A 12,534-nucleotide genomic window follows, 5' to 3' on the forward strand; every position below is an offset into this window, starting at 1 on the left:
TTATATTACAGAAACAACAGAATCCGTTGGATAACACCCAAGCACTTTGGTGTATAGCGTCATGGAAGTTAATTCTTTAAGAGCTGTTTGCATTTCATAAGAATGAATGTTACCTTGCAAATCGATATAAAACATCTCTTCCCAAGGCGTACCATGAATTGGGCGTGATTCAAGTTTAGTCATAACAATGTTATGGTTACGTAATACTAATAATGCATCAACTAAAGCACCCGCTTGCTGACCAGTCTTCATTAGAATTGTGGTTTTAGCAGGGATTTGATCTGATACTTCGATAGGATGACGAGCTAACACAATAAAACGAGTAATGTTTTCTTTTTGATTTGCAAAATTATGTTCAAGGACTTGCAATCCATATAATTCACCACCATCTTTATTACCCATTGCTGCAATGTTAGGTTTATTCAATTTAGCAACCGTTTCTATTGCTGATGAAGTGCTATCACAATATACAATTTTCCAATTTGGGTAGTTTTCTAAGAAGTTACTACATTGCTGGAACGGTTGGGGATGGCTATAGATAGTATCGATTTGCTCTAGCTGTGAATTTTGTATAGCAAGAACACAATGATCAATAGGTAAAGAGAGCTCACCAATAATATGCAAATTCGTTTTTTGCAATAAATCATAAACTTCATTAATTGATCCAGAACTAGAATTTTCTATTGGCAAAATTCCATAATTTACAGAACCATTTTCGACTTGTTCAAAAATACCTTTAAACGTTGAACAACTTAATTCAACCATTTCATCTAAGTGAGTGCGAGCATAACGGCGAGCAGCGGAATGTGAATAAGATCCTTTTGGACCTAAAAAGGCAATTTTGGCGGTAGTAATTGTGTTGTGATTAAGTTTTTCTTGTAAGATTTTTTGTTGTAATAGTACGGAATCTTCGATAATTAATTGATATAAGCGTTTTATAAACATATCATCAAGATGATAATTTTTGCCTTGATTAACCAAGCTTTTGACAAGTGAACGTTCTCGCTCAATATCACGCACAGGCATATTGGCTTCAATTTTTGTATGAACCACTTGTGTTGAAAGATTACGCCTTTGGGCAATAAGTTCTAACAACGTTTTATCTAGCTCATTAATTTGATTGCGTAAAGGTAGCAAAGGGTTTGTAGTCATTTTTATTAGATGTTAAAAAAAGATAGTGTATATTATAACAAGCACGAAAATAAAGGCACCATTAAAGTGCCTTTTTATTTAATCTAAAAAAATAGATTAATTAAATTTCATCTTCTAATATTTTATCTTTTATGCTGTTCATTGCACGTCGAGACTCGCCTTTATGTTGCAGTTTATTAAGCTGTTTTTCAAGTTTATCAATAAGATCATTAATAGCTGCATACATATCAATATGTTTGGCAGATGCAACTAATGGTGTTCCTTTGGTAGCAATTGTTGCATCAACAATAAATCCATCTGGCTCTTTGGATAAAATAAAATGAGGGTTGATTAGCTGCGCTCTCCATTTATCTAACTTCAAAAATTTATCTTCTAGATAGCTACGAATTGCAGGAGTAATATCCATTTGTTTACTGGTAATACTTAAAGTCATAATTGATCTCCTTTCTTTTATCAACAAGCTAAGATTTATAATGTTGTTACTACATTGGCAAATTATTTCAGTCTCGTCAATAAGATATTTATTATTAAACTCATTTTTATGAATTTAAATTAGGGAAAGATTCAATTAATTAAATATTGTATAACAGAAGAAGCCAAAACTGATTTTTCAATTATTTTAATATATACTTCTTTTTTAAGAATATAGTTTATTCTATTGTTATAGAATATTATTTAATAATGAGGACTATGTGAGTTATTTAGATAATGTGAAGATTGTTTTGGTTGAAACATCGCATACTGGTAATATGGGATCTGCTGCAAGAGCAATGAAAACCATGGGATTAACTAATCTTTGTTTGGTTAATCCAGTTATAAAACCTGATTCTCAATCGATTTCGTTAGCAGCAGGAGCTAGTGATATTATTAAAAATGCACAAATCTTCTCGTCACTGGAACATGCCATTGCCGATTGTACTTTAGTGATAGGAACTAGTGCACGTTCTCGCAGTTTACAGTGGCCTTATTTAACACCAAAAGAGTGTGGTGATAAAATTATTCAAGAAGCTTCAAACCAGCATGCTCAAGTTGCTTTAGTATTTGGACGTGAAAGGGTTGGTTTAACTAATGAAGAATTGCAAAAATGCCATTATCATGTCGGAATTCCCGCTAATCCTGATTATAGCTCTTTAAATCTTGCCATGTCGGTGCAAGTATTGTGTTATGAAATTCGTATATCAATGTTAAATCTTGAAAGTAAGCTACTTGAAGAATCAAAAGATACGAATATAACCGAAGCTAAGTTTCCTATAAATGCCGATATAGAACGTTTCTACCAACATTTAGAACAGACTTTATTACGGACTGGCTTTATTAATAATAATCATCCAGGGCAAATTATGGGGCGTTTGCGTCGCTTATTTACACGTGCACGTATTGAACAACAGGAACTAAATATTTTGCGTGGTATTTTAACTTCGATTGATAAATCATTATGATAATTATAAATAGCCCCCATAAAATTATGAGGGCTATTTTAGTCAATTAGCCTAATGTGTTATTTTATTTATTCATAAAATTGTCACGTTAAAAATATTAGCTTTTTTTGCGCCATGTTGTACCATTGGCGCCATCTTCAAGCACAATATTCATTGCATTTAATTTGTCACGAGCCTCATCGGCCTGCGACCAATTTTTGCTTGCTCTTGCTTCGTTACGTTGTTTTATTAATGCTTCAACTAATGCCACATCGACATCATCTTGCTTATCGCCTTGTAAAAATTTAACAGGATCTTGCTCTAATAATCCAAGTACTGCCGATAAATAACGTAACTCAGCAGCTAATTCATTAGCCAGTTGCATATTATTATCGGCTTTGGCTTTGTTTATTTCACGAGCCAAGTCAAAAAGCGTTGAATTAGCTTCTGGTGTATTAAAGTCATCATCCATAGCGTTACAAAACTGGCGATAATAATTACTATCAGGTGTCGTATGTGGATGATTCGCATCAGTATCTCGCAAGGCTGTATATAGTCGCTCAAGTGCTATTCTTGCTTGTTTTAAGTTTTCTTCACTATAATTGAGTTGGCTACGATAATGCCCAGATAATAAAAAGTAGCGTACTGTTTCTGCATCATAATGCTTTAATACGTCACGAATTGTGAAAAAGTTATTGAGTGATTTTGACATTTTTTCTTGGTCGATCATCACCATACCTGAGTGCATCCAATAATTGACATATTGTCCATCATGGGCGCACGTTGATTGGGCAATTTCGTTTTCGTGATGTGGAAACATTAAATCTGAACCACCGCCGTGAATATCAAAATGATTACCTAATTGATAGCTGTTCATTGCTGAACATTCAATGTGCCAACCAGGGCGACCTTTACCCCATGGTGAATCCCAACTTGGTTCGTTAGGTTTTGACATTTTCCATAATACAAAATCCATTGGATTACGTTTAACATCAACCACATTAACACGAGCACCAGCTTGTAGCTGCTCTAAATTTTGGCGAGATAACACACCATAATTAGGTGCACTATCAACAGCAAACATCACATCCCCATTTTCGGCAATATAAGCGTGATTTTTATTAATTAACTCTTCAACCAATTGAATTATTTGTGGCATGTGATGCGTTGCCCTAGGTTCAACATCAGGGCGTTTTATATTCAGTGCATCAAAATCGGCATACATCTCTTGTAACATGCGATCTGTTAATTGCTCGCAAGTTTCGCCATTTTCTAATGCTCTCTTAATTATTTTGTCATCGACATCAGTAATATTACGAACATAAGTTAAATCGTAACCTAAAAAACGTAAATAACGTGTAACAACATCGAAAGCAACAAAAGTACGCCCATGACCAATGTGACAAAGATCGTAAATTGTCACTCCACAAACATAGAGTCCAACTTTATTAGGAGTAATTGGTTGGAATATTTCTTTTTCTCGGGTTAATGTGTTGAATATTTTTAACATTATAATATACAGGTTAAAATTGATGAATTTTGTTAAATAATATAACAAAATTCTGGATATGACGAAATTACTTATTAAGAACTTTGCAAGCAAAATTGAGAAAATGTATATACCAATACAACTGAATTAAATTTGTTGAGTTTGTATAGATGTTTTTAAAGGTGATGATAAGAAATATGATGTACTATAAATACAAACCTTAGTCTTATTTAAATTGGCGGTTTACCCGCCAATTTAAATTAAAATAACTTATTGTTTTAAATGGCGATAGATATAAATAAGTATAATCGAACCAAGCACTGAAATTAACAAGCTTGGGAAATTAAATCCTGTCACACTACCCCAACCAAAGAAGGTGCTAATATACCCTCCGACTAAGGCCCCAGCTACACCTAATAAAATAGTTTTAATCACCCCTACACGTCCAAGTGGCATAAAAAACTTCGCAATCCAGCCGGCAATTAATCCTAGAACTATCCAACTAATGATACCCATGATTATTTCCTTTTGTTATTGAAATTAAAGTTAGTTTACTCAAATAGATTAAAAAATCTAACAGATGCTGATGTTCAATGTAATAGTTTTAACCGATTGTTCAAAAGTCAGAAATGATATGTAAAATATAAAGATTATTAATTTTAATATTCTGTGTTTTCATTTTTTTACGAGGTTATAATAAAAACAAGTAAATATTAGCAATGAAATATAAGGGAGATTTAATCCCCCTTTTAATCTTATTGTTCGAAAATTGTTTTATGTAGAATTTTGATAATTGATTCGGCATCATTGCTTTTTGCTAATAAGCAAAGATTGTGTGTACTTGCTCCATAACAACAAAGCCTAATAATAAACTCATCTAATACACCAAACACTTCTTTTGGTATGCCTCGTGTTGAGGTTAAGTTATTGCCTATGATCGCAATTAGTGCTAAGTCTTCTTCTACAGTTACATTACAAACGGTTGATAGTTCATTAAATAATTCTTTTGTTAATAAACTGTTACCGTTGGTGTTAGTACCTGTGGTATCAATAGTTAATGCGACACTTACTTCTGATGTAGTAACTAAATCAACCGAAATATTATGCTTGGCTAATATCGTAAACACATTTGCAAGAAAACCTTGCGCATGTAACATATTTAAACTGGTTAGGGTTAGTAAAGTTTGTTTACGGCGTAATGCCAAAGCTCTAAATACGGGTAATTTAGATGTAATGCTGTTTGTGTTGTAAACAATTGTTCCTCCTTCTTGAGGCGTTTTGCTTGAACCAACAAAAACTGGGATATTGCTACGCACAGCGGGTACTAATGTGGCAGGGTGCAACACTTTTGCACCAAATGTTGCCATTTCTGTTGCTTCGGCAAAAGATATTTCATCAATACGTTTAGCCGCTGGAGTAATGCGCGGATCGTTAGTATAAATTCCTGCCACATCAGTCCAAATGTCAATTTGAGTTGCATTTAATGCTTCACTTAATAAAGCAGCGGTATAGTCGCTACCACCGCGCCCTAAGGTTGTAGTTTTTCCTGAACTTTCACTGCCTATAAATCCTTGTGTTACTATGATATTTTGATTGTTTAGTGATTTTAAATGTGCACAGCAAAGTTGTTTAATATCTTCAATTTTAGGTGTGGCTTTACCAAATTTATTATCAGTGCGCAATACTTTACGTACATCAAACCATGTGGCATTTTTTTGCTTTTCTTTTAATATCTCCACAAAGAGTTTGGAAGACATTATTTCACCATGACTAACAAGTTCATCGGTTAATGCTGGCGATGTAGCTAAACTTGCAGCTTCAGACAAAGAGGCTATATTAGCAATGATTTGGTCTATTTCATTTCGGAGTTCGGGGTTTTCAGGTAGCTGTTCTAAGATGTTGTATTGGATAGATTGAATTTTTGCAATATGTTGAGAGCGAACATCGGTATCACGACCTTCTGCTAATGCAACTAACAAATTGGTCACGCCGGCAGATGCCGATAACACTACAACTTTAACATTAGGATTAGCGATTACAATATTGGCACTATTTACCATTGCTGGATAATCGGCAACACTAGTACCACCAAATTTAGCAATTACAAATGATGTTTCCATGGATTCCTCATATTAAAAATTTTTATTTTTAACAGAGCTAGAGCGGGCATGTTCTATTTACAATTAAAAAGTACAAACCATGAAGCGCTCCACCTGTTAAGGTGACAACCCAAGGGATTCAGCCCTTGCAGTCGATTTAATTACTTCTGGATGGGTAATCAAACCTCGGCATTACATCCCCTCGATCATTTATTAGTGGTTCCAGTCCATAAAATGACTTACCTGAGTAATGCGCCTCTTCGTTTTGCAACTTCTGTTACGAAATCAGCACTATATAGGATTAACGATTTTATTAATTGTGTCAATAGGTTAAATGCTAAAAATTATTTGGTTGTAATATGGTGAAATTGAAAGATTTATAGCTCTCGTTCAAACAATTCAATAATGGTTTGATATAATTTTTTTACTGTACATTCTTTAGTTGGTGTACTAAAGATTGTATCATCACCAGCAATTGAACCTAAAATACCTTCTGATTTACCAATTGAATCTAGTAATCGAGCAATGAGTTGGGCGGCACCAGGGCTAGTACGTATCACTACCATTGAGCTATTAAAATCAATATCAATCACTAAGTTTTTTAATGGGCTACTAGTTGTTGGTACGCTTATTTCTGCAGGTAAACAATAGACCATTTCGGATTTTGCATTTCGAGTTCTCACCGCACCAAATTTGGTTAGCATACGTGAAACTTTTGATTGATTAATGTTATCAAATCCTTGTTCTTGTAACGCTTGTACAATTTCTACTTGTGAACTAAACTTCTCTTGACGAAGCATCTCTTTAAATGTTTTGGTGAGATCGGCTTGTTTCATAATGCTCCTTGGCTTCTAATTTGTTACTCTTTACTACTAATAAATGTCGTTATAAGACTCATAATAAAGTCTAATTGATATTTAAACCAAAATAACTACTACCAATTTTAATGTATCAGTAGCAATTATTATATAAATAATTATGCGTTAAATATGCATAAAATTAAAGTGTTGATTTAATAGCATCCTTCGGTCTATAAGATTTCACTATTTGGTCATAGGTTTCAATATAAGGTCCTTCTAGTAGTTGTATACAATAAGGGATACTAGCGAATATGCCACTCACAATAACATTACCTTGATCATCTTTAACACCCTCAAGTGTTTCTTTAATTGATTTTGGCCTACCAGGTAGGTTTATGATTAAACACTTTTTGCGAATAACAGCAACTTGCCTTGATAAAATCGCGGTTGGTACAAAATGCAAACTGATTTGACGCATTTGTTCTCCATATCCTGGTATCACCCGATCAGCGATCGCAAGTGTTGCATCAGGTGTTACGTCTCTAATTGCAGGGCCAGTGCCTCCGGTGGTTAAAACTAAATGGCAATGTAGATTATCAACCAGCTCACATAATGTTTGTTTAATGACAGCTTGTTCATCAGGAATAATACGATTTTCGGTTACAAAAGGCGTTTTCAATGCGGTTTGTAACCATGAAACTAATGATGGAATGCCTTCATCTTGGTAAACGCCACTTGAAGCTCTATCTGATACTGAAATTAACCCAATTTTAAACATGCTACTTATTCCTTCAACGATAAAGGCACACAGCTCGAAAATTAAAACTACACTGTTTGTGCCCAACCAATAATAATATGCGCTATGATCTTACAATGATAATTTATTCGCATTGATATAAATAAAATTAAAAAGACCTGTACATTGATTGATTTTATTGTCAATTGATTTAACATGATATCATATTATTTAAATAGCAATTGATTCACTTAGGATATATTCATGCCATCAATTCCCGCACTTGAGTTAATCTCACTAAAAAAAATTTATAAAAATGGTATAGAAGCATTAAAAGGTATCGATTTAACTGTACAAGCTGGCGATTTTTATGCTTTGCTAGGACCAAATGGTGCTGGTAAATCAACAACTATTGGTATTATTAGTTCATTAGTGACTAAAACTTGTGGGCAAGTAAAAATTTTTGGTTATGACTTAGATACCGATATTGTAAATGCTAAAAGACAATTAGGGATTGTACCGCAAGAATTCAATTTTAACCAATTTGAAGAAGTGCTGCAAATAGTCACTAATCAAGGTGGTTATTATGGATTGCCCCGAAAAATCGCATTAGAGCGAGCCGAAAAATATTTGCGAGTTTTAGATTTGTGGGATAAACGCCATAGTCGAGCTAACATGTTGTCAGGGGGAATGAAAAGGCGATTAATGATAGCCAGAGCTCTTGTGCATGAACCCAAATTATTAATTCTTGATGAACCGACTGCAGGTGTTGATATTGAATTGCGCCGTTCTATGTGGGATTTTTTACGTGAAATCAATCGTCAAGGTATCACAATTATTTTGACCACACATTATTTAGAAGAGGCAGAAATGCTTTGTAGAAAAATTGGTATTATTCAGAGCGGTAAATTGATAGCAAACTCATCAATGCGTGAGCTATTGGCGAAAAGCCAATCTGAAACAATTGTTATTGATTATGTGGCGACGCCTAAGAAGATTGAGTTAATTGGCTATAATTATTCCAATGTCGAGCCTGGAATGTTGGAAGTGAAAGTAGATAAGCAAAATGGATTAAATCAATTATTTGAACAATTAAATAAACAAAATATTAAAGTGATCAGCGTACGAAATAAAGCAAATCGGTTAGAAGAGTTATTTGTTGATCTGTTGCACAATGATACCAAACAAAAAGGTGATATTTGATGAATAATTTATATTGGATTGCCTTAAAAAGTATTTGGCGTAAAGAAGTAACCCGATTTTTAAGAATTTGGATCCAAACCTTAATTCCACCAGTCATTACCATGTCGCTTTATTTTATTATCTTTGGTAATTTAATTGGCTCTCGTATTGGTGACATGGGTGGTTTTAGTTATATGGAATTTATTGTGCCAGGCTTAATAATGATGTCAGTAATTACTAATTCCTATACCAATGTTTGTTCATCCTTTTTTAGTGCTAAATTTCAACGTAACATTGAAGAAATATTGGTGGCACCAGTACCGACAAATATTCTTATTCTAGGGTATGTAGGTGGTGGTGTGATGCGCGGTATTTTAACGGGTATTTTGGTTACTATTGTATCGCTATTTTTTGTTCGCTTCGATGTACATTCTTGGTTGTTTGTTATTTTTACATTGCTATTGACCTCGATTTTATTTTCATTAGCAGGTCTAATCAATGCTGTATTTGCCAAGACGTTTGATGATATAAGCATTATTCCAACATTTGTGTTAACACCATTAACTTATCTAGGTGGTGTTTTTTATTCAATTACAATGCTACCAACATTTTGGCAATGGGTATCGAAAATTAATCCTATTGTTTATATGATTAATGGTTTTCGTTATGGATTTTTGGGAGTGTCAGACGTGCCATTATGGATCACATTTTCAATGCTTATTTTATTTGTAACTGTACTTTATGTAATTGCATGGCGATTGATTGATAGAGGACTAGGATTGAGAAGTTAATTAAAGCTTGGAAATAGTAATTAACCGCCGATTATTGTATCGGCGGAATAATATTAGCTACAGTGCCCCTGCAACAGCTTCCTTAGCCATCTCAGTAATTTTAGTAAAATCACCTTTTGCTATGGCATCCGTTGGAATAAACCAAGTTCCACCGACACATAATACATTATCAAGTGCCAAATAATCACGGTAGTTTTTAGGATTCACACCGCCTGTAGGGCAAAACTTCATGTATCCACAAGGGCCTGCAAATGCCTTTAATGCTGCAACGCCACCATTGATTTCAGCAGGGAAGAATTTTAATGCCGTTAAACCATATTCTTGTGCTTTTAATAATTCAGAAATAGTTGCAATACCAGGAATAACAGGGATAGGACCTGCAACTGCAGCTTCTAAAATAGCATCGGTAATTCCTGGTGTAATAACAAACTCTACACCTGCTTCAGTAACCTGTTTTAGTTGTTCAACACTAGTTACTGTTCCTGCCCCTACAATCGCTTCAGGAACTTCTTTGATTATTTTCTTAATTGCTTCAATCGCACAAGCTGTTCTTAACGTTACTTCCAGTACCTTTACTCCGCCAGCAATAAGCGCTTTAGCTAGTGGTACAGCATCCTCAATTCGTTCAATAACAATAACCGGAACCACTGGCCCCATGGTTAAAATTTCTTCAGCACTTTGTTTCCATTTTTTCATTTGTTTTTACCCACACCTTATTGATACTTAAATAAAGCAATAATCCCTAATAGATAGGGATTATTTTGTTACTCATAAATGCCTAATTTTTTTTCTAAATAATGAATATTTGTGCCGCCTTTTTGGAAACCTTCATCATTCATAATTTCAATATGAAGATCAATATTGGTTTTGATTCCATCAATAACTAATTCTGCTAAGGCATTTTTCATACGAGCTATAGCAACTTCACGAGTTTCACCATAAGCAATTAATTTACCAATCATTGAGTCGTAGTATGGAGGGACACTGTAACCCGCATAAATATGTGATTCCCAACGAATACCAAATCCTCCAGGAGCGTGAAAACGAGTAATTTTCCCTGGTGATGGCATAAATGTTTTTGGATCTTCGGCATTAATTCGACATTCAATCGCATGGCCTTTAATTTCAATATCACTTTGTTTAATTGAAAGTGGTTTACCTGCAGCTATTAAAATTTGTTCTCTTATTAGATCAACATCGGTTATCATTTCGGTAACTGGATGTTCCACTTGAATACGGGTATTCATTTCAATGAAATAAAATTCACCATTTTCAAATAAGAATTCGAATGTACCAGCACCTCGATAACCAATCTCAATACATGCATTAACGCAACGTTCACCAATGAACTTTCGCATTTTAGGGGTAATGCCTGGTGCCGGAGCTTCTTCCATAACTTTTTGATGACGTCTTTGCATTGAGCAATCTCGTTCACCTAAATAAACGGCATGACCTTGACCATCAGAAAGCACTTGGATTTCGATATGACGAGGATTCTCTAGAAATTTTTCCATATAAACCATGTCATTATTAAAAGCTGTTTTTGCTTCTAGCTTGGTCATTTGGATTGATTGTTCGAGATCTTTTTCTTCACGAACAATGCGCATACCACGTCCACCACCACCACCAGAAGCTTTGATGATAACCGGATAGCCAATTTGTTTTGCGATTTGCTTATTGGTTTCAATATCATTAGTTAGTGGACCATTAGAACCTGGTACACAAGGAACACCTGCTTTTTTCATAGCATTAATTGCCGATACTTTATCGCCCATTAGACGAATAGTGTCAGGTTTTGGACCAACAAAAATAAAACCTGAACGTTCAACTTGCTCGGCAAAATCTGCATTTTCAGATAAGAATCCATATCCAGGGTGAATAGCAGCTGTACCAGTTACTTCAGCTGCCGAAATTAATGCAGGAACATTAAGGTAACTTTTTGCTGAAGCGGCAGGACCAATACAGACAGTTTCGTCCGCTAATAATACATGTTTTAAATCTTTATCTGCCGTAGAATGAACAGCGACAGTTTTAATTCCAAGTTCTTTACATGCTCGTAAGATACGTAGAGCTATTTCTCCACGATTGGCAATAAGAATTTTATCAAGCATATTCAATCTCTTAATCGTATAGTCAATAATAAATTCAGATTATTCAATAATGAATAGTGGCTGTTCAAATTCAACTGGTTGACCATTTTCAACCAAGATGGCTTTTATCGTACCGGCTTTTTCTGACTCGATCTGGTTCATCATTTTCATCGCTTCAACAATGCAAAGCACATCGCCCACATTTACTGTTTGACCAACCTCAACAAAAGCTTTTGATTCTGGACTTGGTGTGCGATAAAAAGTTCCAACCATAGGTGATTTGATTGTTGTACCATCTGTAGCAACAATATCTGTGACAACTTCAGTTTGAACTGTCGGAGCCACAACCACAGGAGCTGATTGAGGTATTTGAATATTTTGTACTGGCGCTGAATAGTTTGTTGTGGATGCAGAACGGCTAATACGAACTGATTCCTCACCTTCAGAAATTTCAAGCTCTGAAATACCCGATTCTTCAACTAATTCAATTAATTTTTTAACTTTGCGTATATCCATGAATTACACCGTTTTTATTTGATATAAGTAACAATTATTTAAATGCATCTTTATCATCAGCTAAAGGTGATCTTTTAGTCGATAATAAAGTTGTAACTCAATATTAACGCGGAAGAATACACTGTAAAACAGGTTTTGTCATTATATATCTCTTTTACAAACACTTGTTATACTATTTTCTAGGTATTATTTTATAATTGAGATACAATATTAACCGTCAATTAATATTGAAGTTTACTATGGTTTAAAGGGATTAAATAA

13 protein-coding genes and 1 riboswitch are annotated in these 12,534 nt (G+C 34.4%); of the genes, 3 read left to right on the forward strand and 10 right to left on the reverse strand.

The genetic code is table 11. From position 1 onward, the window contains the following. Positions 1 to 1,152 (reverse strand): bifunctional chorismate mutase/prephenate dehydratase, encoded by a 1,152-nt coding sequence (gene pheA, locus GQ590_RS02210; RefSeq protein WP_160406125.1) that lies wholly within the window; start codon positions 1,150 to 1,152, stop codon positions 1 to 3. A gap of 100 nt (positions 1,153 to 1,252) precedes the next feature. Then, positions 1,253 to 1,585, reverse strand: a complete 333-nt coding sequence (raiA, locus tag GQ590_RS02215; RefSeq protein ID WP_160406124.1) for a ribosome-associated translation inhibitor RaiA — start codon at positions 1,583 to 1,585, stop codon at positions 1,253 to 1,255. 259 nt (positions 1,586 to 1,844) lie between these two features. On the opposite strand from raiA, the gene trmJ reads away from it, so the two are divergent. Continuing rightward, positions 1,845 to 2,591, forward strand: a complete 747-nt coding sequence (trmJ, locus tag GQ590_RS02220) for a tRNA (cytosine(32)/uridine(32)-2'-O)-methyltransferase TrmJ (protein ID WP_160406123.1) — start codon at positions 1,845 to 1,847, stop codon at positions 2,589 to 2,591. A 97-nt stretch (positions 2,592 to 2,688) separates the two neighbouring features. On the opposite strand, the gene cysS is transcribed toward trmJ, so the two are convergent. From cysS to mog, 5 genes are all read right to left on the reverse strand, one after another. After that, complete coding sequence (cysS, locus tag GQ590_RS02225) at positions 2,689 to 4,080, reverse strand: cysteine--tRNA ligase (RefSeq protein ID WP_160406122.1); 1,392 nt, start codon at positions 4,078 to 4,080, stop codon at positions 2,689 to 2,691. Between the two features lie 249 nt (positions 4,081 to 4,329). Beyond that, entirely contained in the window at positions 4,330 to 4,575 is a 246-nt protein-coding gene (locus GQ590_RS02230) for a GlsB/YeaQ/YmgE family stress response membrane protein (protein ID WP_160406121.1), read from the reverse strand. 239 nt (positions 4,576 to 4,814) lie between these two features. Beyond that, positions 4,815 to 6,179: a lysine-sensitive aspartokinase 3 gene (gene lysC / locus GQ590_RS02235; protein ID WP_160406120.1), complete on the reverse strand. Its 1,365-nt coding sequence runs from the start codon at positions 6,177 to 6,179 to the stop codon at positions 4,815 to 4,817. Between the two features lie 74 nt (positions 6,180 to 6,253). After that, a riboswitch (Lysine riboswitch) is annotated at positions 6,254 to 6,427 on the reverse strand. Between the two features lie 108 nt (positions 6,428 to 6,535). Then, positions 6,536 to 6,994: a transcriptional regulator ArgR gene (argR, locus tag GQ590_RS02240; protein WP_160406119.1), complete on the reverse strand. Its 459-nt coding sequence runs from the start codon at positions 6,992 to 6,994 to the stop codon at positions 6,536 to 6,538. Between the two features lie 163 nt (positions 6,995 to 7,157). Then, complete coding sequence (mog, locus tag GQ590_RS02245; RefSeq protein WP_160406118.1) at positions 7,158 to 7,736, reverse strand: molybdopterin adenylyltransferase; 579 nt, start codon at positions 7,734 to 7,736, stop codon at positions 7,158 to 7,160. Positions 7,737 to 7,958: 222 nt separating this feature from the next. Here mog and GQ590_RS02250 point away from each other — a divergent pair, with 222 nt between their 5' ends. Both GQ590_RS02250 and GQ590_RS02255 read left to right on the forward strand, forming a co-directional pair. Then, positions 7,959 to 8,897: an ABC transporter ATP-binding protein gene (locus GQ590_RS02250; RefSeq protein WP_160406117.1), complete on the forward strand. Its 939-nt coding sequence runs from the start codon at positions 7,959 to 7,961 to the stop codon at positions 8,895 to 8,897. Beyond that, a complete protein-coding gene (locus GQ590_RS02255; protein ID WP_160406116.1) occupies positions 8,897 to 9,667 on the forward strand; it encodes an ABC transporter permease in 771 nt (256 codons plus the stop codon). Before GQ590_RS02250 ends, GQ590_RS02255 begins: the two co-directional genes overlap by 1 nt. A 57-nt stretch (positions 9,668 to 9,724) precedes the next feature. Here GQ590_RS02255 and GQ590_RS02260 read toward each other — a convergent pair whose 3' ends face one another. The 3 genes from GQ590_RS02260 to accB all read right to left on the reverse strand — a co-directional run bounded on the left by GQ590_RS02260 (position 9,725) and on the right by accB (position 12,273). Beyond that, entirely contained in the window at positions 9,725 to 10,363 is a 639-nt protein-coding gene (locus GQ590_RS02260; RefSeq protein ID WP_160406115.1) for a bifunctional 4-hydroxy-2-oxoglutarate aldolase/2-dehydro-3-deoxy-phosphogluconate aldolase, read from the reverse strand. 68 nt (positions 10,364 to 10,431) lie between these two features. Then, positions 10,432 to 11,778: an acetyl-CoA carboxylase biotin carboxylase subunit gene (gene accC, locus GQ590_RS02265; protein WP_160406114.1), complete on the reverse strand. Its 1,347-nt coding sequence runs from the start codon at positions 11,776 to 11,778 to the stop codon at positions 10,432 to 10,434. Positions 11,779 to 11,817: 39 nt separating this feature from the next. Continuing rightward, a complete protein-coding gene (accB, locus tag GQ590_RS02270; RefSeq protein ID WP_160406113.1) occupies positions 11,818 to 12,273 on the reverse strand; it encodes an acetyl-CoA carboxylase biotin carboxyl carrier protein in 456 nt (151 codons plus the stop codon). Between the last annotated feature and the right edge of the window lie 261 nt (positions 12,274 to 12,534).

The organism is Gilliamella sp. Lep-s35, from assembly GCF_009795845.1.
GTDB lineage: Bacteria > Pseudomonadota > Gammaproteobacteria > Enterobacterales > Orbaceae > Gilliamella.